Consider the following 19807-nt stretch of genomic DNA (forward strand, 5'->3'; position numbering starts at 1 on the left):
GTTCTTCTGGATTCGTCGTGTTCAGGCGCCGTGGTAGGCGTCGGATTGCTGGTCATCGTCGGTATCGGGCAGGTCCAGATGGTGGCCGAAGCGAATCTGCTTGGTCCGCAGGTAGGCGGAGTTCTGCTCGCGCGGCGCGATCTGCAGGCCGACCAGCTCGGCCACCTTGATTCCCGCGTCGTTCAGTTGTTGCTGCTTGTCCGGATTGTTGCTCAGCAAGCGGATCTCGTCCAGGCCCATTGCCTTGAGAATTGCGGCGACGGCGAAGTATTCGCGGGCGTCGGCCGGGAATCCCAGATGCAAGTTGGCGTCCAGGGTGTCCATGCCGTCTTCCTGCAACGCGTAGGCGCGCAGCTTGTTGGCCAGCCCGATGCCGCGGCCTTCATGCCCGCGGATGTAGATGATGTGGCCGCCTTCGCGGGCGATGGCTTCCAACGATGCATGAAGCTGTTCGCCGCAGTCGCAACGGTACGAGCCGAAGATGTCCCCGGTGAGGCATTCCGAATGGATGCGCACCAGGTTACCCGGCGCGCCGCCATTGGGACCTTCATGGCTGAGCACGATGTGCTCGTGGTTCTCTGCGGTGGCTGCTCTGGCGGTGAAGTCCCCGAAGGCGGTAGGCAGCTTGATCGGGTCGGTCAGCTCGATCTCGTCATTGACCCGGCGCCAGCGGGCCAGGTCGTCAATGGAGATCAGTGGCAGGTCGTGTTCGGCGGCGAAGACCCGCAGGTCATCCAGGCGCATCATTTCGCCGTCGTCCTTGGTGATCTCGCCGATCACGCCCACCGGTTCCAGCCCGGCGGCCTGGCACAGGTCCACTGCTGCTTCGGTGTGGCCCCGGCGTTCGAGCACTCCCCCGGCTGCGGCGCGCAGCGGGAAGATGTGGCCCGGTCGGGAGAGCTGGGACGGCTGGGTGTCCGGGTCGGCCAGCAGGCGGCTGGTCAGCGCACGATCGGCGGCTGAAATGCCGGTGGTGATGCCTTCGGCGGCATCGCAGGTGACGGTGAAGGCGGTTCCCTTGGCGTCCTGGTTGATGCCGACCATCGGAGCCAGGCGCAGCGCGTCGGCACGTTGGGCGCCGAGCGGCACGCAGATCACCCCCGAGGTGTAGCGGATGGTGAAGGCCATCAGTTCGGCCGTGGCGTGCTGGGCGGCGAAGATGATGTCGCCTTCGTTCTCGCGGTCTTCGTCGTCGACAACGACAACTGCACGACCCGCGGCAAGGGCCGCCAGCGCGGTTGGGATGGAATCAAGCGTTGACGTAGCCATTACTGCTGGCCTCCGAATTCATTCAGGCGTGCCACATACTTGGCGAGCACGTCGACCTCGATATTGATCTTGTCGCCCGCCTGGCGGGTGCCCATGGTGGTTTCGGCCAGGGTGATCGGGATGATGCCGACCTCGACCCAGTGGTTGCCGGCATCCGCTGCCGGGGAGACCGCGGTGATGGTCAGCGAAATGCCGTCCAGCGCAATGGAGCCCTTTTCGGCGGTCAGCGGCGCGTACGCGTCGTCGATGCCGATGCGGAAGGTGGTCCACTGGCCGTGGTCTTCGCGGGCCAGCACCGTGCCGACGGTGTCCACGTGGCCCTGCACCACGTGTCCGTCGAGCCGGCCGCCGGCTGGGGTGCAGCGTTCCAGGTTGACCTGGTCGCCGGTTTTCAGGGCGCCGATGGTGGTGCGGCGCAGGGTTTCGCCCATGACGTCGACGCTGAGCTTCTCGCCTTCCAGCTCGGTGGCGGTCAGGCAGACCCCGTTGACGGCCAGTGAGCCGCCCAGGCCCAGGTTGTCGGTGTGGCCCGGGGCGCGCAGGGTCAGTACTGCCAGGTCCTTGCCGGTGAAGGTCTCGATGCCTTCGATGACGCCTTGGCCGGTGACAATTCCGGTGAACATGTTTACTCCTTGAAAATTTTGGGGTTGCCGGCGATCAGTCACGGGGCAGCGGTTCCAGGTGCAGGGCAATGTCGTCGCCCAGCCTGGTCAAAGACTCGTTGCTGGCCGAATCCAGCCGGAAGCGCCGCGCATCGGCAAGCGTGGTGGTGTTCGGCATGTTGACCGATGAGCTGCCTGCGCCGATCAGCAGCGGCGCCTGGTAGCAATAGATCTCGTCGGCCAGATCGGCTGCGATGAAGGCCGAGGCGACTGTGGCGCCGCCTTCAACCAGCAAATGGGCCAGGCCCAGCTCATTGGCCCGGGCGATAACCTCGTGCACGTCGTGGCTGCGGACCTGCGCCCAGTCATCACCTTGGGCGAGCGCCAGATCAGCCGGCAGATCCCGCTCGCCCATGACCAGCCGGAAGGGCTGGTGCTCATGCAACTGGCCATCGGGGGTTCGGGCGGTCAACCGCGGGTTGTCGATGATCGCGGTGCTGGTGCCGACGAGAATGCCATCGACTCGCGAGCGCAGGGCGTGCGCGTGACTGCGCGACGCCGTGGACGTGATCCACTGGCTCGTCCCGTCCGGTGCGTTGATCCGGCCGTCGAGCGACTGCGCGATCTTGACGGTGATGAACGGCCGGCCCTCTTCCTTGGCGATGAACCAGCGGTGGTTCAGCTGCTTCGCGGCGGAGGAATCAGCCAGCTGGGTGGCCTGGGTTCCGTGGCTGCGCAGGTAGTCGGCGCCTCCGCTGGCGGCGGTGTTGTCGGGGACAGCGTAGTACACGTGGCCAATGCCGGCTTCCACAATGGCCTGGGCGCAGGGACCGGTTCGGCCGGTGTGGTTGCATGGTTCGAGGGTTACTACCATCGTCAGCTCGCGGGCCTTGGCCGCAGGCATCTTGCCCAGTCGGCGCAGTGCGTCGATCTCGGCGTGCGGGTGCCCGGCACCGATATGGAAACCGGTGGCAATGATATTTCCCTCTGCATCCAAAACGCAGGCGCCGACCAGCGGGTTCGCTCCGCGGTGGCCCCGACCGGCGGTTTCCAGCGCAGTGCGCAATGCCGCGTCGAGCTGCTGGGTCGTGATCATGGTGCTATTCCTTTCAGCGTTTGCGCGAAATAGTCGGATCGAGCATTTCGGTTTCGATCTGGGGTTTGGCACCGCGCTTGGAATTGGCCCAGACGAAGAAGCCGACCAGAGTGAATGCGCCGTAGAACAGGTACATGAAGGCGCTGGCGTAGTATCCGGCGGAGAACAGCAGGGGCACGCCCACTGCGTCGACGGCAACCCAGATCAGCCAGAATTCCACCCAGCCCTTGGCCATGCCGTAGGTTGCGAGCAACGAGCCTACGAAGGTCCAGGCATCCGCCCAGACCGGCTCATAGGATCCGAGCATGCGGAAGATCGGGGTCAGTGCGACGGTGCCGAGGATCAGCACGGCAATCAGGCCCAGTCGGGTCTTGCCGGACGCCCATTGCGGGGTCACCGCGCTGCCGGTGCCGTCCTTGGCCTGCTTCCAGCGGTACCAGCCGAAGACCGATACGGCAATGAACATGATTTGGCGGCCTGCTTGGCCCCAGAGATTGGCTGTGTAGCCGGTATCGAAAATGCTGCCCAAGAAGACCGTCAGCAGCAGGAGGTTGCCGACTATGCCAATGGGCCAGGCCCAGACTTTGCGGCGCATGCCGCCCACGGCGCTGGCCAGGCCGAAGATATTGCCTACGACTTCGCGCACCAGCAGTGCCGACGAGCCGATCGCAATTTGTGAGTTGAAAGCTTCAATGAGCCACCGCAGGAAATCCATCATTCCACCCTTCTCGAAGCGGCGGCTCCGGGGGTGTGCATTTGATGGGCCTGTGGCTCTGCTTTAGAAGATAGCCCCTGTGGGGGCTACCGGCAGTACCAAAAGGCATATCAAATTCGTGCTTCTCCCATCCAGACTTTAACTGTCGGTACTGGAATTCCACCAGTTCAACCGTTTCCTCAGCTTGTGGCTTTGGTTGCGGGTCGCGGACTATGACCGCCGGTTCGGACTTTCACCGACCCCGGAGCACGTATTCGTGTTTACTGAAAACATTCTGGCACACTTTGCGTGGTCCTAGTGACCACCCAGCGCAAGATTGCGTAATACGTCGATTTCCACCGATGGCTCTTCTGCCGAGTACACCGCGGAACCGGCAACGAAGACATCCGCTCCGGCTTCGGCGGCACGTAAGATCGTGTCGCGCGAAATGCCGCCGTCGACCTGCAGGGCAATGGGCTTGCCGCTGCCGTCAATGGCTGCGCGGGCGCGCTTGATCTTCGGAAGGACCAGATCCAGGAACTTCTGTCCGCCGAAACCTGGTTCCACGGTCATCAGCAGAACCATGTCCAGCTCGCCGAGCATATCCAGGTAGGGTTCGATCGGCGTTGCCGGGCGCAGGGCCATGGAAGCCTTGGCGCCGGCCGACCTCAGTTCGCGGGCCAAGCGGATCGGGGCTGCCGACGCCTCGGCATGGAAAGTTACCGAGTCCACGCCGAGCTGTGCGTATTCCGGGGCCCAGCGATCCGCGTTCTCGATCATCAGGTGCACGTCGATGGGCAGCTTGCTGACCTTGTGCAGCGCATCAACCACCGGCAATCCGAGGGTCAGGTTGGGCACGAAATGGTTGTCCATGACATCCACGTGAACCGCGTCGGCGGTGTGGATGCGTTCCAGCTCGCTGGCAAGGTTCGCGAAATCTGCGGACAGGATCGACGGGTTGATCCGCGCGTTAGGCATGGATGCTCCTTGGATTACTCGGGCTTGGCTAGGCTTTTTTGGTCAGGATAGCCATGAACATGGCATCGGTGCCGTGCACATGGGGCCACAATTGCACGGTGCTCCCCTCGGCCAGCGCATGTCCTGCCGGCGGGGCGTCCTGATGCATCACCGCGGAAACGGCGGCGCTGGTATCCAGCAGGGCAGCATTTTCGTGGCGCTTCAAGAAGTCTTCCACAACCAGGCGGGTTTCCGCCTGATGCGGCGAACAGGTGACGAAGCCGATGACTCCTCCGACGCGTACCGCGTTGAAGGCGGCGTCGAGCAGCTCGCCTTGCAATTTGGTCAGCTCAGGGATGTCCCGTGGTGCCTTTCGCCAGCGTGATTCCGGGCGGCGGCGCAGTGCACCCAGGCCAGAGCATGGCGCGTCGACCATGATGCGGTCGTAGTCCCCCGCATAATCCTGGCCGCCAAAGATGCGTCCGTCGTCGCCGGTGACCATCCAGTAGTCATGCGGCACAGCATCCAAGGAGTTCTCGACCAGCCGGGCACGGTGCGGGGCCGGCTCATTGGCGGTCAGGCGGGCGTCGCGCTGCACGGCGATCGCCGCGAGCAGTGCAGCCTTGCCGCCTGGACCTGCGCACATATCCAGCCAGTAGCGGTCTTCGCCGGCTTCGGGCAATTCGACAGCCGCCAGGGCGCGGGCCATGACCTGGCTGCCGGCGTCTTGGACGCGCACGGTGCCTTCCTTGACACCAGGTACACGTGAGACGTCGCCGTGCTTGTAGGTGGCAGAATCCGCGAGCAGGGTGCCTCGCTCTGCGCCGGATTCCAGCGCTCCGGACAGATCGCCCAGGCCGGGCAAGGCTACGAGGTTCACCACCGGGGCCAGGTTGTCCGCTTCCAGCAGGGCTTCAAGTTCACTCGCGTCGCGGCCATGGGCGATCAGTGCGCCACGCAGGGCGCGGACAATCCAGTCCGGGTGCGAGTGCTCGATGGCCAGGCGCTCGGAATCCGATGCGGCGGCGTTGCCCAGCTGTTCCGTCCATGCAGCGGCTTCCTGGGCGGACACGCGGCGCAGCACCGCGTTGATCAGGCCGGATGGGCCGGCGCCAATTTGCGCACGGGCCAGCGACACGGTTTCATCCAACGCTGCGTGCTTGGGCACGCGCATAGCCAGCAGCTGGTGGGCGCCCAGGCGCAGCGCATCGAGGATCGCCGGATCCAGCTCGGCCAGCGGGCGGTCGACCAAGGTGGCCAGGATCGCGTCGTAGAAGCCCTGGCCACGCAGGGCCCCGTAGGCCAGTTCGGTGGCGAAGCCCGCGTCGCGGCGGTCGAGCTGGTATTCGCGGATCATCTTCGGCAGCACCAGGTTGGCGTAGGCATCCGCACTGGATACTTCGCGCAGGGTCTTGAAAGCTACCAGGCGTGCCGGATCGGCCGCGCGCTTGCGCTGCCCGGGTGCGGCTGCTGAATACTTGCGCGGGCCGGACTGGCCGCGGTTGCGGGTACGTCCCTGCTCGTTGCGGCGTACGTTATCGCGGTGTCCACCGCGAGGTTCCTGCCCGCTCATGCGAAGCTCACTTCCGTTCCCTGGGTGAGCACTCCTCGTGCCCAGTCGCTGGCGTTCATCATTTTCTTGCCCGGAGGCTGGATTTCGGTGGGTTGCAAGGCCCAGGTGGCGGTGCCGATGTAAACCTTCGGCTGCTTTCCCGGTTCGATGCGCACTTCGCCAGGTGCAAGGTCGGTGATCTCACGGTGCTCACGCAGCGGGCCGAACTTGAAACGCTTGTCCTCGACCTTGACCCAGGCACCAGGGGCAGGAGTGGTTCCGTGGGCGCGCCGGCGGATTTCGGTGGCGGTCCGGGTGAAGTCCAGTTCCGCATCCACGTCGGTAATCTTCGGTGCGTAGGTGTGCGATCCGGACTGCGGAACGGCAACGGCCTGGCCTGAAGCCAATGCCTGCAGGGTCTGCACCAGCAGCGTCGACCCGGAACGGCTGAGCCGTTCGAGCATGATGCCTGCGGTGTCCAGCTCACCGATGCTCTCGGTGACTTGCCCGAAGACTGGTCCGGTATCAAGGCCGGTTTCCAGCTGGAAGGTGACTGCGCCGGTGATGTCGTCGCCGTTGATAATGGAATGCTGAACCGGAGCTGCGCCCCGCCAGTGCGGCAACAGCGAGAAGTGCAGGTTGATCCAACCATGGGTTGGGACGGCCAAGGCCGCTTCTGGCACTAGTCCCCCGTAGGCGACGATGGCCGCGGCTTCAAGGTCCAACGCCCCAAGTTCAGCCGTAGTTTCTTCGGTGATCTTGGCGGCCTTGATGATCGGCAGGCCAAGTTCTTCGGCTCGGGCAGCGACCGGCGAGGGGGTCAATACGCGTTTTCGACCCAACGGAGCATCGGGACGGGTGAGCACTGCGGCAATTTCAAAGCCGGCTTCGTGCAGGTAGTCCAGGGAGGTGACAGCGACCTGTGGCGTGCCGGCGAACAAAATACGCATGAGCTAGAACCCCAATCCTGCGCCAAAGCTGGAGCCGAGGGCCCCTGATCGTTTTTTCACCGTGGCGTTGGCGGTCTGCGAGTAGTTGTTGGCCCGCAAGGTGCGCCACGCCGCTTTCTTTTCTTCTGGTTCCAGCCGGTCCAGGAACAGAATGCCGTCCAGGTGATCAGTTTCGTGCTGGAAGCAGCGGGCGAGCATGTCGGAACCTTCGATTTCCACCGGATTGCCGAACTTGTCGAAGCCGGTCGCCTTGACGTGGCGCCGGCGTCGAACTGGCGCTGCAATGCCCGGGATGGACAGGCAGCCTTCTACCTGGTCGTCCTGGTAATCGTCGCTGAGCTCCAGCACCGGGTTCACGATATGTCCGCGTTCTTCGCCAATTTGGTAGGTGAAGACGCGCAGGGACACGCCAACTTGAGGCGCGGCGAGGCCTGCACCTGTGACGTTTTCCATCGTCTGGTCCATGTCTTCGACGAGCTTCTGGAGCTCCGGGCCAAAGTCGGTCACCTCCTGCGCTGGGGTGCGTAGAACGGGGTCTCCGATGATCCGAATTCCCAAAATCGCCATAATCCGCTGGTACCTTCCCTGCCGTGGATATTGGTATTAGCTTTCGCAATGCCGAAAGCTAACCGTTCCAGTCTACGCGGTGAAGGGAGGGCTTTACTGAGCTGGCGGCGTGATTTCGACCAGTGAAGCACGCGACTGGGCAATCTTGAATGCAGCTTCCCAGTTCCGCCGCAAAGCATAGAACTTCGACCAGTAGTCGGGCAATGCCGGCGGCGGTGCCATGAAGGTCCGCGAACCGGTCTCGCCAAGGGCCACAGCGAGCAGCATCGTGTCGGTGCCGTATCCCCACTCTTTCCATGCGCCGCGCTCAGCATCCACGACTTGCTCTTCTGCCTTGCAAGCGGCCGCCAGCTGCATGATGACTTTGTCATCGGGGCGCTTGACGAAGCCGTCCCGATCGGTGTTTTTGGTCTTGTAGTCCACGAGGCAGGTTCGGCCGCCGATCTTTGCGACCAGGTCAATGGTGCCCGCGTAGCCGACACTGTGATTCCATACCGTCACCTCTGCGGCAATGGGCTGGACATTGTAGTCATCCCACCATTGGTCAAAGTGGCGCGCGAACCCCAACTCGTTGTTCGCTTCGAGCGCGGCTTGGGCTGCTTCCAAATCATGTTCCAGATCCAGCGCCCGCAGTGCTCGCTGCTCAGCGTAGTTATGCACTCGATCACCGCGGGCCGCGGCGGAGTCCCGATAGGCCTCGGCAGCACCGGCGGCATCGCGTATCAGGGTACGCAACTGGCCACGGTCACCCACTGCGTGCACCAGTCGATGATCGTCCGAGAGTGCCTTGGCCGCCATGTACCCGGCCCAACCTGACAGGTCCAGCTTGTCCATGGAGATGACTGTGGTGATGGATGGGACAATCGCTTCGCCTCCGACTTGTCGGCAGTACATGCGGCCCAGGTCTGTTTGAATAGCCAGTTTTGGTGACGTCATGCACACGATCATGGCACGCGCTCGGCCTGCTTCGCTCCTAGTCGTACCGGAAAAATGAATTTTCCGCGTAGTTCCGCGGATTTTCGGGCGTGTGAACCAGATCTCAGCGTTTCGATTTGTGGGGATGCGAAAACTCGTATAGAGTTTTTACTCGTTGGAGCGAACGGAAACGTTCAGTAAACAACACATTTTGCGGACATAGCTCAGCTGGTAGAGCGCAACCTTGCCAAGGTTGAGGTCGCGAGTTCGAACCTCGTTGTCCGCTCGCAAAAAGATTCACCGACTAGGTAAAACTAGTCATTCTGACTCCGGTCAGTATGGTGGGGTGGCCGAGAGGCGAGGCAGCGGCCTGCAAAGCCGTATACGCGGGTTCGAATCCCGTCCCCACCTCGCAATGAAGATTGCTTGATCTTTTTAGCGCGATTGGCGCAGCGGTAGCGCGCTTCCCTGACACGGAAGAGGTCACTGGTTCGATCCCAGTATCGCGCACGGACTCATGGTTCACCAGACCATGGATCTAATAATTGAATATATGCGGTCATAGCTCAGCTGGTAGAGCGCAACCTTGCCAAGGTTGAGGTCGCGAGTTCGAACCTCGTTGACCGCTCTGTGAATTCAAATTCTGAATTTGGATTCTGTCGAGATTCCTTGTGGATCTTCGGCGCGATTGGCGCAGCGGTAGCGCGCTTCCCTGACACGGAAGAGGTCACTGGTTCGATCCCAGTATCGCGCACGGACTCATGGTTCACCAGACCATGGATCTAAATAATTGAATATATGCGGTCATAGCTCAGCTGGTAGAGCGCAACCTTGCCAAGGTTGAGGTCGCGAGTTCGAACCTCGTTGACCGCTCCAAATAATTGAATACATGCGGTCATAGCTCAGCTGGTAGAGCGCAACCTTGCCAAGGTTGAGGTCGCGAGTTCGAACCTCGTTGACCGCTCAAGATAAAGATGGGAATCACTTTTCGTGATTCCCATCTTTGCTTTAACCATCCTTTCCAGCCACCACCATCAGCATGCCGCGTGAGCGGACAACCTGTGCACTGCCTGACAGACACCAGCAAGACATCTAGATAGCTGGGGAAATTTTCGTTTTATGCTTCCACGCATTGGCAAGAGCATCTAGGGTGGTTAGTAGTTGTGGAGCTGAAGGGGTTCCCACAGACGAATGGAGGTGCAGCATGGCAGGATTTGATGATCTGCGTGGCAAGGCAGAGGAATTCGCTAAAGAGAACCCAGAGCAGGTATCCCAGGGTATCGAGCAGGCTGGCGATTTTATCGATGATAAGACCGGAGGCAAGTTCGCAGAGCAGGTAGACGGCGTCCAGGACGGCGCTAACGACTACCTGAACGGCCTTGGTGGAGGCGAAGGCGAGAACAACGAGGGCTAATCCCCTCGCAGTACTCCCCTCGGCTTGCCCGAGCATCCATGGAAGGTACCGACTGAGGTCGGTACCTTCTTTGCTTTAACCTTCGCTTTAGTGTCATATCGTGGAATTAACGCACTCTGGTTTTCGACCGGCCGGTGCCACCCTGTAGAAAAAGAGTATGGCTCGTCAAACTCCCACGACTGGAAATGCCCTTTCCCAATCGGTCCTTGCAGGATTGATTACCACGATGGTGGGGTTCGTCGCATCCTTCGCAGTCGTTCTGGCCGGTTTGTTCCAGGTCGGCGCCTCGCGCGAACAAGCTGCCTCGGGCTTGCTCGTCCTATCCCTCACCGTAGGATTGAGCACCATTGCTCTGTCCTGGCGCCATCGCCTGCCGATCAGCATTGCCTGGTCCACTCCCGGGGCGGCCATGCTCGCCGCGCTGGCGCCCGGGGAGTTCGGGTTCAACCAGGCGGTGGGGGCATTCATCGTTGGCGGAATACTCATCATGTCGGCCGGGTTGGTGCCGTCTTTGCACCGGCTGCTCACCCGGATTTCGGTGCCGATTGCCCAAGGCATGCTTGCAGGAGTCCTGATCCCGCTATGCCTGAAGCCCTTTACTGCAGTGGCCAGCATCCCGTTTCCCGCGCTGGGAATTTTGCTGGTGTTCTTCATCGGGCTTCGGATTCTTCCAAAATTTGCCGTCGCGCTGAGCATGCTGGCCGCAGTGGGTTTCGGCCTTTGGCACATTGGCCGCACCGAGGCGTGGGATTCGATCGAGGTGTTGCCGCAGCTGCAGTGGGTCAGCCCCGAATTCTCCTGGCAGGCGATTGCCAGCATCAGCGTTCCGCTGTTCGTGGTGACCATGGCGTCGCAGAACATCCCGGGAGTGGCTGTGCTCAGCTCCTTCGGGTATACGGCCCCTTGGCGATCCACCATGCTGGTGACCGGCGTGGGCTCGGCAGGCGGGGCGCTCTTCGGCGGACATGCAATTAACCTGGCGGCCATCACCGCGGCTCTGGCTGCCGGGGAGCAAGCCGGGGCAGATCCCCGGCTGCGTTGGCGGGCCGCGGCGAGTTCAGGCGTGTTCTACCTGGTCTTCGGGGCCTTGAGCGCACTGATCGTCTCTGTGGCCAGCGCCTCGCCCGAGGGACTGTTCCAGGCGGCGGCCGGCTTGGCTTTGCTGGCCACGCTCGCCAATGCCCTGCTCGGGGCGATGGCCGATAGCGCGTGGCGGCTGAGTGCACTGGCCACGGTGCTGGTCGCCGCCGGAAATCTCACGCTCTTCGGGATCGGCGGAGCTTTCTGGGCCTTGGTCGCAGGGCTTTTAACGCACTTCATCGTCGAGCGCAACGCTCGACGATGAAGTGGCAAAAGCAGCTTTTCCAGCCTAGATGGCTGGTTCCCCGACCTGGCCCTCGCGGGCCAAGGCAGTCAGGCGGGAAACGGCACGGAAGTACTTCTTCTGGTAGCCGCCGGACATCATTTCCGGGGTGAACAGCTCGCTGAACGGCTTGCCCGAGGCCACGATCGGCACGTCCTTGTCGTACAGGCGGTCGGCAAGAACCACGAAGCGCAGGGCGATGGCCTGGTCGGTGATGGTGTCCACGTTGTGCAGAACCAGCACATCGGTTTCGGCCACCAGCTGGCGGTAGCGCGACGGGTGCACCTTCGAGAGGTGGGCCACCAGATCATCGAAGTTGTCAACGGCCAGGGTCTTGTCCGGGTAGCGGTCCTGGGCGAAGGCTTCGATCTCCGCATCTTCCAGCGGCTCGGGGGCATCGGGCAGGCCTCGGTGGCGGAAGTCCTCGCCTTCGACGCGGTGCACGTCGAACTGCTCGGACAGGGTCTTGATCTCGCGCTGGAAGTCCACTGCCGCGAAGCGGCCCTCGCCCAGTGCGCCGGGCAGGGTGTTGGAGGTGGCAGCGAGCTTCACGCCGGCGTCGGACAGCTCGCGCATGAGGCGGGACATCAGCACGGTGTCCCCGGGATCGTCCAGCTCGAACTCATCGATGCAGACCAGCGAGTATTGGCTCAGCACTTCAACGGTCTGGCGGAAGGACAGCGCACCGACCAGGTTGGTGTACTCGACGAAGGTGCCGAAGGCCTTGCGGCCGGGAGCCGCATGCCACAGCGAAGCGAGCAGGTGGGTCTTGCCCACGCCGAAGCCGCCATCGAGGTAGATGCCGTTCTTGGTTTCCTTCTTCTTCCCGAACAGCTTGGAGAGGAACGAACCGGAGTTGTTCTTGCCCACGGACTCGGCGAAGGCCTTCAGCTTGGTGACCGCTTCGGCCTGCGACGGCTGGTTGGGATCCGGGCGATAGGTATTGAAGGATACTTCACCAAAGCGGTAGGACGGGTGGAAACCGGCCAGCAGTTCTTCGATTGAAAGATTCGGCTTGGTCTCGCTCAGGTGGGTGATCGTCGCCATTGGCTGTGGGAGTCCTTCAGTTGATTGCTCAGGAAATGGTCGGGAAGCCGTGGCTTGCCCATCGGCCAGTTTACCTTGAACGCGGCGATACATTGCCGAAAATGTCGTAGCCCACACTGTGTTCGCCATAGATGGGGACTAGGCTAGAAGCAACGCCCGTTGCCCGCTGTGTCCAGCGTGGCAAAAACTGACACCCGCAAGGATCGTGATTAGGAATGTCGTTGCCCGTCGAGTCCAACGAGAAGTATGCAGCGTACGCTCACCCTGAACGCCTGGTTTCCACCCAATGGGTGGCTGACAACCTCGGAGCCGAGAATCTCGTAGTACTGGAATCGGATGAAGACATCTTGCTGTATTCCACCGGCCACGTGCCAGGTGCGCTGAAGATCGACTGGCACACCGAGCTGAACGACGAGGTCACCCGCGACTACGTCGACGGCGAGGGATTCGCGAAGTTGATGGCCGCCAAGGGCATCACCCGCGATTCGACCGTGGTCATCTACGGCGACAAGTCGAACTGGTGGGCAGCCTACGCGCTGTGGGTCTTCACCCTGTTCGGCCACGAAGACGTGCGCCTGATGGATGGCGGCCGCGACAAGTGGATCGCTGAAGGCCGCGAGCTGAGCACCGAGAAGCCCGCCGTCACCGCCACCGAATACCCGGTGATCGAGCGTGTCGACTCGGAAATCCGTGCGTTCCTCCCGGAGGTCCTGAACCACCTGGGCAACCCGCTGATCGACGTGCGTTCGCCCGAGGAATACACCGGCGAACGCACCCACATGCCGAATTACCCGGAAGAGGGCGCCCTGCGCGGCGGGCATATCCCCACCGCCGCATCGGTGCCCTGGGCCAAGGCGGCGGCCGAGGACGGCACCTTCCGCTCGCGCGAGGAACTGGAAGCCATCTACCTTGATGGCGCCGGCCTGAAGCCGGGCGATGACGTTGTGGCCTACTGCCGCATCGGCGAACGCTCCAGCCACACCTGGTTCGTGCTCAAGCACCTGCTCGGCTTCGAAACCGTGCGCAACTACGACGGCTCCTGGACGGAGTGGGGCAACGCGGTGGGTGTGCCAATCGTCCGCGGCGAAGCTGCCGGCGAAGTGCCTGCACAGCGTGGAGCCCGCGCATGAGCCAGCTGCCCGAGCCATTGAACGAGATCGTCGAGGAATTCTCCGAGGTTCCCGAGGCGGACCGCTTGGAGCTGCTGCTGGAGTATTCGCGCGAGCTGCCCGAGCTGCCGGCACGCCTTGCTGATCATCCCGAGCTTTTCGAGCAGGTCGTCGAGTGCCAGTCCCCGCTGTTCCTCGTCGTGGAGGTCTCGGCCGAAGCCGATAACCCGGTAGGCCTGTTCTTCTCCGCTCCCCCGGAAGCTCCCACCACCCGCGGCTTCGCTTCGGTGCTGGCTGCGGGCCTGGATGGCGCCAAAGCAGCAGAGATTCTCGCAGTCCCGGATGACATGCCCCAGCAGCTGGGTCTGACCCGTGCGCTGTCGCCGTTGCGCATGCGCGGCATGACGGCCATGCTCGGCCGCATCAAGCGCCAGATTTCAGAGCAGCTGGCTGCCTAGGGGCGAATCCCAAGCGCCGCGCAGCACCAAATATCAACAGAGAAGGATCCCCAGGCACGTGGGCAAGAAGAAGCAGGCCGCGTCCACCCCGGCGACCGCCGCGCTGGACGCCGCAAGTATCAGCTATGTGGCGCACAGCTACACGCATAGCGACTCGGCCGAGAGCTACGGCGCCGAAGCGGCCGAGCAATTGGGAGCCAGCGGCGACCGGGTCTTCAAGACCCTGATGGTTTCCACCGGAGCCAACGCCACCCAGGACCTGGCCGTGGCGGTGATTCCCGTGGATTCGAAGCTGGATCTGAAGGCGATCGGCATCGCGTTGGGCACGAAGAAAGCCCAGATGGCCGACAAGGCTGCCGCGCAGCGGCGCAGCGGCTATGTCCTGGGCGGGATTTCCCCGTTCGGGCAGCGCCAGAAAACCGATACCGTCATTGATTCCAGCGCCCAGCAGTTCGAGACGATCTTCATTTCCGGAGGTCGTCGCGGTTTCAGCCTGGAGATCGCTCCGCAGGATGCAGCGAAGGCGACCGGTGCCATTTGGGCGCCGATCGCCACCAGCTGATGTTTTGCTAGCCAAGCCAAGGGCCCTGCCTGCGAGCCGGCGATCCGTTGATCGTCCGCATCTCGCGGACAGGGCCCTTGGCTATCTGCGGCTAAATGGTTTCGAGCAATGCCATGCGCTTGCCCAGGAAACCGGTAATCGCCTGCGCGAAACCCTGCGGATCCACATTCGGTTCCCGGGTGTGCCCGGCTTTGGAAAATGTCTTGAGCGTGACCAGGTCCGGTCGCAGCGCCGCCAGCTTCAGGCTCGGGCCGTTGGGCACGAATTCGTCATCACGGCTGTGCATGATCAGCGTTGGCAGCTTCAATTCATCCGCACGCTCCACCCAATTCAGCCGGCGCAAATTGACTGGCGCCGCTTGTCCGGTCACCCAGCGTCCCGCCTTGTTGGACAGCAGCCACTGGCCGAACAGGCCCACGGATTGCGGGATCTTGTTGGCCCGAGCCTGATGCGAAAGCACATCGACCCAATTGATGACCGGGCCAACCAGAATGAGTGAATCGATATGGCGGGCGAGCTCGCTTCGATCGGCGGTTTGCAGGCTGATGGCGCCGCCCATGGACCAGCCCATCAGGATGATCCGCTTCGCTCCGTTATCCAGTGCGAATTGGATGCCCGCTTCCACGTCATGCCATTCGGTATCACCCAGACCATAGCGTCCATCTGGCGCGCCGGGAGCCAAGCCGTCATTGCGGTAGCTCATCAGCAACGTGGTGACCCCGAGTTCGCCCAAGGCAGGCAGCGCACGGATGGTCTCATTGCGCCGGGCCCCACGGCCGTGCACGCCAATTACCCAGATGTCCTCGTTGGCGGAGCCGCGCACCAGCCAGGCCGGCCCGTCTCCCCCTTCCAACGGCACCACGACATCTTCGGCATCGAAGCCCAGGTCGGAGGGATGCTCGTAGATGGCACCGGACAGGTTGCCGCGGCGCACCCCTTGGAGGGTGCCGTGGTAGACCTTCTCGATCTTGCGCGCCACCAGCCGAGGTTTGCCCGGGACCGGTTCCGGCGCGGAAAGCCGCAGGGCGCAGGAATCGAATTCTGTCAGGAAACTGCAGGGCCCGGGTTCGGTGGTATCGGAATCCTTGGTGAAATGCAGCCAGAGCTTGCCCTCGGCATCGGTAACGACTTCACGAATGATGCTGTTGCCGGTGCGGCGTTCTTCCGGGGTCACTACGCGTCGGGCGAAGTATCCGGCGAGCGCTGAGACGCTGGCGGCGACCAAGGAACCGGCGCCCAGTCCCAGTCCCACCCCAATCAGGGTTGCAGGCACTGCGCTGCGGGGTTGCAAGGTATCTACGATGTTCCGAGCCATGTTTTCATCTTTCCATGAGCAGGCCCGGGAATCATCCAGCCTGCTCAAGCGTTTTATATTGCATGAGCGATGAATCGGTAAACCAATCAGCAACATCACCAGATGAGGTGGCCGCGCGCAGCGATGTGCAGTGGCAGCAGATCCTCTCTCCCGAGGAATTCCATGTACTGCGCCAAGCCGGGACCGAGCGCCCCTTCACCGGCGAGTACTGGGATACCACGACCGAGGGCGTGTATTCCTGCCGGGCCTGCGGTTCGGAACTGTTCGCGAGCACCACGAAATTCGATGCCGGCTGCGGCTGGCCCTCCTTCTTCGCGCCTTTGGCCGAGGACCGGGTGCGCTACATCAGCGATGAGTCCCTGGGCATGAAGCGAGTTGAGGTGCGCTGCGCCAATTGCGATTCGCACATGGGCCACGTTTTCGAGGGCGAAGGATTCAAGACGCCGACTGATTTGCGTTACTGCATGAACTCCTTGAGCCTGACCCTGCGCCCGGCCCAGGGCTAATGCCCTTGACGGTGGCAAGGCGTGGATCACATTTAGAGCAAGAGTTGCTTATTCACTAAGGTTTTAGCATCACCTTTTCTGTTGTTTGGGCGTAGCGTTCAAGGTAAGCACTTGAACGCTGCCCCAAAACATGAAAAAGAAGGTGTATGAAATGACTCAGATTTCCTCCAAGCCAGTACCGGCCACCGACGCAGAAGTACTGCAGATCGCAAACTCGCAAGCTTGGCTGAAGCTGAAGTCTGCCGCCACCGAGTTCCAGGGACTGCAGGCTCAGGACGGTTCCTTGGCCGATAGCGCTTTCTCACCGAAGGCCGTCCAACTCGTTGATTCCATCATCGAGTCGGTGCAGTCCCTGCGCCCGCACTTCGAGCACGATGCCGAATACCTCGAGCAGCTGGTCGCGGATCTGCGCCAGTGGGCCGATGCCGGCTTCGGCGTGCCCGACTTCCTCGATTCGCTGATGCAGTTCCAGCCGCAGACCCAGCGCATCGACGGCCTGCTGCACCTGGTGCTTTTCCCGATGTACACGCAGAACGGCTCCACCAACCGCCACCTCGAAGCTGTACTGGTGCAGGTGATGTGGCCCGAGTTCATCGCCGACCTGGAAGCCAAGGACTACACCAACGCGCTGTTCGTGCCGCTGCGCTTCATCGACTTCACCGAAGGCTACAACACCAATTCCGCCGTGCTCTTCCCGGAGTCCGTAGCGATCCGCGAGACCCCGTCATTCACCTGGGGCGCAATCTTCCAGGATCGTGAAGCAGTGCGCTTCCGCAAGGTCCTTCAGGAAGCCAGCCGCATCACCAACCTCGAGTTGCCCGCGGACGCAGCAGAGCTGCTCAAGGACCAGCACCTGACCGAAGAAACCTTCATCATGTGGGACCTGATCCACGACCGCACCCACATGCGTGGCGACCTGCCGTTCGATCCGTTCATGATCAAGCAGCGCATGCCCTTCTTCCTGTACTCGCTGGAAGAATTGCGTTGCGATTTGACCGCGTTCCGCGAATGCATGAAGATCGCCGCGAATCCGGATTCGGATGAGAAAAGCGCCAAGATGGCCAAGCTCGTGCAGTACGCGGTGATCTTCGACCGCATCTTCCGCTTCGCCATCACCGGCTCGCGCGTGCGCAACTACGACGGCCTCGGCGGCCAGCTGCTGTTCGCCTGGATGCACCAGCACCATGTGCTGCACTGGACCGACACCAAGCTGAGCATTGACTGGGATCAGGTGCCCGAAGTGGTTGCAGCCTTGGGGGATGCGATCGACGAACTGTACTGGAAGTCCATCGACCGCCCGAAGCTGGCTCACTGGCTTGCAGCCTACGAACTGGTTTCTGCCACCGTTACCCCGAACCCCGCTTCGGTCTGGGCCAAGGGCCCCGAGGCCCTGCCGTTGACCGCACCGCTGCGCGAAATCACGGACCAGGTCATGGACGACGAATTCCCGCTGTCGATGTTCTATGAAGCACTGAACAAGAAGATGGCCTCCGTCATCGAATCGACCAAGGGCATGACCGGGGCAACGAAAATCTAGCCTTTCCTCTAGGCTGGAAAATGTGAGCAGAGAAAGCATCTCCTTGAACGAGACATCCAAATTAGTGTTCCTTGCCGGCGCTACTTCCGCCTCCGGCATTGCCAGCGCCACCGCGCTGGTTGATGCCGGAGCGCGGGTGCTTGCGGTAGGAAGCAACCAAGACCGGCTCGATGAGCGCCTGCCGTTCGTCCATGCACGCTATGAATGCGATCTGGGCGACTTCGCCGCGGTCAAGCAACTGGCACTGCAGGTCCATGAAGAGCACGGCAGCATCGATGCGCTGATCCATCTGGTCGGCGGCTGGCGCGGCGGCAAATCCATCACCGGGCAAAGTGACGAGGACTGGGAGTTCCTGCACCACAGCGTGCTGACCACCCTGCGCAACACTTCCCGCGCGTTCGTCGATGATCTGGTCTCTTCCCCCGCAGGACGCTTGGCCATCGTGAGCGCCGAAGCGGTGCTGAACCCGACCCCGTCCAATGCCAACTACGGAGCCATCAAGGCCGCCGCGGAGCATTGGGTCAATGCGATCGCCCGCCTGTTCGCCAAGCAGGCCGAAAACGCCGCCGCAGTGAGTTGGGTCGTCAAGGCATTGAGCGACAAGTCACCTGAGGAAGCCCGTTCCGGGCATACCCCGGTGCAATTCCTCGCCCAGGCCGCCGTGGACCTGCTGGAGCAGGATGCCGGCGAGTTCAATGGCGCCCGCATCGCCTTGCCCAAGGCCTGATGATTGGCCAGGACACGCACCCAGGCGCGACCTGGCATCGCACACCACTTCACCCCTTGAACCACTAAGGACCACCTCAGCATGACTTTTACCCACGACGCTTCGGTTCGCGGATTCGCTTCGGATAACTACTCGGGCGTGCACCCGCGGATCATGGATGCCATTGCCCGCGCCAATGGCGGCCACCAGATTTCCTACGGCGAAGACCAGTACACCGAGGAACTGGGCAACGTCGCCCGCAATACTTTTGGCCCCGAAGCCCAGATCTTCCCGGTGTTCAACGGCACCGGTGCCAACGTCATCGCGCTGCAGTCGTTGCTGCCGCGCTGGGGCGCGGTCATTTGCGCATCGTCGGCGCATATCAATGTGGACGAGAACGGTGCGCCCGAGCGCATCGGCGGCTTCAAGCTGCTGCAGGTGGATACCCCGGACGGCAAGCTCACCCCGGAGCTGATCGACCAAGAAGCATGGGGCTGGGGCGACGAGCACCGCGCGCAGCCGCTGGCCGTGTCGATCACCCAGGCCACCGAGCTGGGCACGCTGTACACGCCCGAGGAGATCAAGGCCATCACCGACCATGCGCACAAGCTGGGCATGAAGGTGCATCTGGATGGCTCGCGCCTGTCCAACGCCGCGGCGTCCCTGGGCGTTCCGCTGCGCGCGCTGACCACGGATGCCGGCGTGGATATCGTCTCGCTCGGAGGCACCAAGAACGGCATCCTGCTCGGCGAGGGCATCCTGACCCTGCGCAGCGAGCTGGCCAAGGATCTGAAGTACCTGCGCAAGATGAACATGCAGCTGGGTTCCAAAATGCGTTTCATCTCCGCCCAGCTGATCGAGCTCTACGGCACCGATCTGTGGCGCGAATTGGCGAGCCATTCCAATGCCATGGCCGCCAAGCTCTCGCAGGCAGTCGACGAAATTGATGGCGTCCAGCTGGTCTACCCCACCCAGGCCAACGGCGTCTTCGCCCAGCTGCCTACCGAAGTCAGCGATCAGCTGCGCGAGCACTTCCGCTTCTACGACTGGGACCGCGCGGCCGGCCAGGTGCGCTGGATGTGCTCTTTCGACACCACCGAGGAAGATGTTGCCGCGTTCATCGCGAAGCTGCGCGAGCTGATGGGCGCCTACGCCGCCGCATAGCATGCAGTCCCGGTCGGCGTGCCG

The 19807-nt window shown here is 62.4% G+C and carries 20 protein-coding genes, 7 tRNA genes and 1 riboswitch; of the genes, 16 read left to right on the plus strand and 11 right to left on the minus strand.

Going from position 1 to position 19807, the window contains the following annotated elements; all coding sequences use genetic code 11:
- Positions 1 to 21 precede the first annotated feature (21 nt).
- From F0M17_RS09905 to F0M17_RS09945, 9 genes are all read right to left on the minus strand, one after another.
- Positions 22 to 1269: a bifunctional 3,4-dihydroxy-2-butanone-4-phosphate synthase/GTP cyclohydrolase II gene (locus tag F0M17_RS09905; protein WP_066138870.1), complete on the minus strand. Its 1248-nt coding sequence runs from the start codon at positions 1267 to 1269 to the stop codon at positions 22 to 24.
- The gene (locus F0M17_RS09910) at positions 1269 to 1892 is read right to left on the minus strand and encodes a riboflavin synthase (protein ID WP_149597050.1); all 624 of its coding nucleotides are present in this window, start codon (positions 1890 to 1892) and stop codon (positions 1269 to 1271) included. Before F0M17_RS09910 ends, F0M17_RS09905 begins: the two co-directional genes overlap by 1 nt.
- 34 nt (positions 1893 to 1926) lie before the next feature.
- Positions 1927 to 2967 carry a bifunctional diaminohydroxyphosphoribosylaminopyrimidine deaminase/5-amino-6-(5-phosphoribosylamino)uracil reductase RibD gene (gene ribD, locus F0M17_RS09915; protein ID WP_149597051.1) on the minus strand — a complete coding sequence of 347 codons (1041 nt, stop codon included), beginning with the start codon at positions 2965 to 2967 and terminating at the stop codon, positions 1927 to 1929.
- A 13-nt stretch (positions 2968 to 2980) separates the two neighbouring features.
- Positions 2981 to 3682, minus strand: coding sequence for a nicotinamide riboside transporter PnuC (pnuC, locus tag F0M17_RS09920; RefSeq protein WP_038991902.1), 702 nt, complete (start codon positions 3680 to 3682; stop codon positions 2981 to 2983).
- A 115-nt stretch (positions 3683 to 3797) separates the two neighbouring features.
- Positions 3798 to 3935: riboswitch (FMN riboswitch) on the minus strand.
- Between the two features lie 41 nt (positions 3936 to 3976).
- Positions 3977 to 4639: a ribulose-phosphate 3-epimerase gene (gene rpe / locus F0M17_RS09925; protein WP_121866976.1), complete on the minus strand. Its 663-nt coding sequence runs from the start codon at positions 4637 to 4639 to the stop codon at positions 3977 to 3979.
- Positions 4640 to 4667: 28 nt separating this feature from the next.
- Complete coding sequence (locus F0M17_RS09930; protein WP_149597052.1) at positions 4668 to 6191, minus strand: RsmB/NOP family class I SAM-dependent RNA methyltransferase; 1524 nt, start codon at positions 6189 to 6191, stop codon at positions 4668 to 4670.
- Positions 6188 to 7120: a methionyl-tRNA formyltransferase gene (gene fmt, locus F0M17_RS09935; RefSeq protein ID WP_073706065.1), complete on the minus strand. Its 933-nt coding sequence runs from the start codon at positions 7118 to 7120 to the stop codon at positions 6188 to 6190. The genes F0M17_RS09930 and fmt overlap by 4 nt, the downstream gene beginning before the upstream one ends.
- Positions 7121 to 7123: 3 nt before the next feature.
- Positions 7124 to 7687, minus strand: coding sequence for a peptide deformylase (def, locus tag F0M17_RS09940; RefSeq protein WP_066138885.1), 564 nt, complete (start codon positions 7685 to 7687; stop codon positions 7124 to 7126).
- A 93-nt stretch (positions 7688 to 7780) separates the two neighbouring features.
- Positions 7781 to 8623, minus strand: coding sequence for a cytochrome (locus tag F0M17_RS09945; protein ID WP_246857049.1), 843 nt, complete (start codon positions 8621 to 8623; stop codon positions 7781 to 7783).
- 192 nt (positions 8624 to 8815) lie between these two features.
- Between F0M17_RS09945 and F0M17_RS09950 the strand changes: the two genes are divergently transcribed.
- The 9 genes from F0M17_RS09950 to F0M17_RS09990 all read left to right on the plus strand — a co-directional run bounded on the left by F0M17_RS09950 (position 8816) and on the right by F0M17_RS09990 (position 11361).
- Positions 8816 to 8888: transfer RNA gene (locus F0M17_RS09950), tRNA-Gly, on the plus strand.
- Between the two features lie 54 nt (positions 8889 to 8942).
- Positions 8943 to 9013: transfer RNA gene (locus F0M17_RS09955), tRNA-Cys, on the plus strand.
- Positions 9014 to 9040: 27 nt separating this feature from the next.
- Positions 9041 to 9112: transfer RNA gene (locus F0M17_RS09960), tRNA-Val, on the plus strand.
- A gap of 45 nt (positions 9113 to 9157) precedes the next feature.
- Positions 9158 to 9230: transfer RNA gene (locus tag F0M17_RS09965), tRNA-Gly, on the plus strand.
- A 54-nt stretch (positions 9231 to 9284) separates the two neighbouring features.
- Positions 9285 to 9356, plus strand: a tRNA-Val gene (locus F0M17_RS09970).
- 46 nt (positions 9357 to 9402) lie between these two features.
- A tRNA-Gly gene (locus F0M17_RS09975) sits at positions 9403 to 9478 on the plus strand.
- Positions 9479 to 9493: 15 nt separating this feature from the next.
- Positions 9494 to 9566, plus strand: a tRNA-Gly gene (locus F0M17_RS09980).
- Between the two features lie 240 nt (positions 9567 to 9806).
- Positions 9807 to 10016, plus strand: coding sequence for an antitoxin (locus F0M17_RS09985; protein ID WP_038991825.1), 210 nt, complete (start codon positions 9807 to 9809; stop codon positions 10014 to 10016).
- A 157-nt stretch (positions 10017 to 10173) separates the two neighbouring features.
- Positions 10174 to 11361: a benzoate/H(+) symporter BenE family transporter gene (locus F0M17_RS09990; RefSeq protein WP_149597053.1), complete on the plus strand. Its 1188-nt coding sequence runs from the start codon at positions 10174 to 10176 to the stop codon at positions 11359 to 11361.
- A gap of 24 nt (positions 11362 to 11385) precedes the next feature.
- Here the strand turns inward: F0M17_RS09990 and zapE are convergent, their stop codons facing one another.
- Complete coding sequence (gene zapE / locus F0M17_RS09995; protein ID WP_038991827.1) at positions 11386 to 12426, minus strand: cell division protein ZapE; 1041 nt, start codon at positions 12424 to 12426, stop codon at positions 11386 to 11388.
- Between the two features lie 215 nt (positions 12427 to 12641).
- On the opposite strand from zapE, the gene F0M17_RS10000 reads away from it, so the two are divergent.
- Genes F0M17_RS10000 through ybaK form a run of 3 tightly spaced genes read left to right on the plus strand, consistent with a single transcriptional unit; the run spans position 12642 to position 14555 of the window.
- Complete coding sequence (locus tag F0M17_RS10000; protein ID WP_038991828.1) at positions 12642 to 13556, plus strand: sulfurtransferase; 915 nt, start codon at positions 12642 to 12644, stop codon at positions 13554 to 13556.
- Entirely contained in the window at positions 13553 to 13993 is a 441-nt protein-coding gene (locus F0M17_RS10005) for a SufE family protein (protein WP_038991829.1), read from the plus strand. Before F0M17_RS10000 ends, F0M17_RS10005 begins: the two co-directional genes overlap by 4 nt.
- Positions 13994 to 14051: 58 nt before the next feature.
- Entirely contained in the window at positions 14052 to 14555 is a 504-nt protein-coding gene (gene ybaK / locus F0M17_RS10010; protein ID WP_073706061.1) for a Cys-tRNA(Pro) deacylase, read from the plus strand.
- Between the two features lie 91 nt (positions 14556 to 14646).
- On the opposite strand, the gene F0M17_RS10015 is transcribed toward ybaK, so the two are convergent.
- Positions 14647 to 15870, minus strand: a complete 1224-nt coding sequence (locus F0M17_RS10015) for a S9 family peptidase (protein WP_149597054.1) — start codon at positions 15868 to 15870, stop codon at positions 14647 to 14649.
- Between the two features lie 62 nt (positions 15871 to 15932).
- Here F0M17_RS10015 and msrB point away from each other — a divergent pair, with 62 nt between their 5' ends.
- From msrB to F0M17_RS10035, 4 genes are all read left to right on the plus strand, one after another.
- The gene (gene msrB, locus F0M17_RS10020) at positions 15933 to 16376 is read left to right on the plus strand and encodes a peptide-methionine (R)-S-oxide reductase MsrB (RefSeq protein ID WP_073706060.1); all 444 of its coding nucleotides are present in this window, start codon (positions 15933 to 15935) and stop codon (positions 16374 to 16376) included.
- Between the two features lie 151 nt (positions 16377 to 16527).
- Positions 16528 to 17913 carry a DUF6421 family protein gene (locus F0M17_RS10025; protein WP_121867827.1) on the plus strand — a complete coding sequence of 462 codons (1386 nt, stop codon included), beginning with the start codon at positions 16528 to 16530 and terminating at the stop codon, positions 17911 to 17913.
- Positions 17914 to 17935: 22 nt separating this feature from the next.
- Positions 17936 to 18640 (plus strand): SDR family oxidoreductase, encoded by a 705-nt coding sequence (locus tag F0M17_RS10030; protein WP_246857050.1) that lies wholly within the window; start codon positions 17936 to 17938, stop codon positions 18638 to 18640.
- An 81-nt stretch (positions 18641 to 18721) separates the two neighbouring features.
- Complete coding sequence (locus tag F0M17_RS10035; RefSeq protein ID WP_073706059.1) at positions 18722 to 19783, plus strand: low specificity L-threonine aldolase; 1062 nt, start codon at positions 18722 to 18724, stop codon at positions 19781 to 19783.
- Positions 19784 to 19807 lie beyond the last annotated feature (24 nt).

The organism is Glutamicibacter sp. ZJUTW (assembly GCF_008370855.1).
Lineage (GTDB): Bacteria > Actinomycetota > Actinomycetes > Actinomycetales > Micrococcaceae > Glutamicibacter > Glutamicibacter nicotianae.

Bases quoted from the DNA above. Each gene is read 5' to 3' on its own strand.
- F0M17_RS09930 (WP_149597052.1), bottom strand. From the start codon at position 6,191: ATGAGCGGGCAGGAACCTCGCGGTGGACACCGCGATAACGTACGCCGC.
- fmt (WP_073706065.1), bottom strand. From the start codon at position 7,120: ATGCGTATTTTGTTCGCCGGCACGCCACAGGTCGCTGTCACCTCCCTG.
- F0M17_RS10025 (WP_121867827.1), top strand. From the start codon at position 16,528: ATGACTCAGATTTCCTCCAAGCCAGTACCGGCCACCGACGCAGAAGTA.
- msrB (WP_073706060.1), top strand. From the start codon at position 15,933: ATGAGCGATGAATCGGTAAACCAATCAGCAACATCACCAGATGAGGTG.
- zapE (WP_038991827.1), bottom strand. From the start codon at position 12,426: ATGGCGACGATCACCCACCTGAGCGAGACCAAGCCGAATCTTTCAATC.
- ribD (WP_149597051.1), bottom strand. From the start codon at position 2,967: ATGATCACGACCCAGCAGCTCGACGCGGCATTGCGCACTGCGCTGGAA.
- F0M17_RS10035 (WP_073706059.1), top strand. From the start codon at position 18,722: ATGACTTTTACCCACGACGCTTCGGTTCGCGGATTCGCTTCGGATAAC.
- pnuC (WP_038991902.1), bottom strand. From the start codon at position 3,682: ATGGATTTCCTGCGGTGGCTCATTGAAGCTTTCAACTCACAAATTGCG.
- F0M17_RS09905 (WP_066138870.1), bottom strand. From the start codon at position 1,269: ATGGCTACGTCAACGCTTGATTCCATCCCAACCGCGCTGGCGGCCCTT.
- F0M17_RS09910 (WP_149597050.1), bottom strand. From the start codon at position 1,892: ATGTTCACCGGAATTGTCACCGGCCAAGGCGTCATCGAAGGCATCGAG.
- F0M17_RS09990 (WP_149597053.1), top strand. From the start codon at position 10,174: ATGGCTCGTCAAACTCCCACGACTGGAAATGCCCTTTCCCAATCGGTC.
- def (WP_066138885.1), bottom strand. From the start codon at position 7,687: ATGGCGATTTTGGGAATTCGGATCATCGGAGACCCCGTTCTACGCACC.
- F0M17_RS09945 (WP_246857049.1), bottom strand. From the start codon at position 8,623: ATGACGTCACCAAAACTGGCTATTCAAACAGACCTGGGCCGCATGTAC.
- F0M17_RS10005 (WP_038991829.1), top strand. From the start codon at position 13,553: ATGAGCCAGCTGCCCGAGCCATTGAACGAGATCGTCGAGGAATTCTCC.
- rpe (WP_121866976.1), bottom strand. From the start codon at position 4,639: ATGCCTAACGCGCGGATCAACCCGTCGATCCTGTCCGCAGATTTCGCG.
- F0M17_RS09985 (WP_038991825.1), top strand. From the start codon at position 9,807: ATGGCAGGATTTGATGATCTGCGTGGCAAGGCAGAGGAATTCGCTAAA.
- F0M17_RS10000 (WP_038991828.1), top strand. From the start codon at position 12,642: ATGTCGTTGCCCGTCGAGTCCAACGAGAAGTATGCAGCGTACGCTCAC.
- F0M17_RS10015 (WP_149597054.1), bottom strand. From the start codon at position 15,870: ATGGCTCGGAACATCGTAGATACCTTGCAACCCCGCAGCGCAGTGCCT.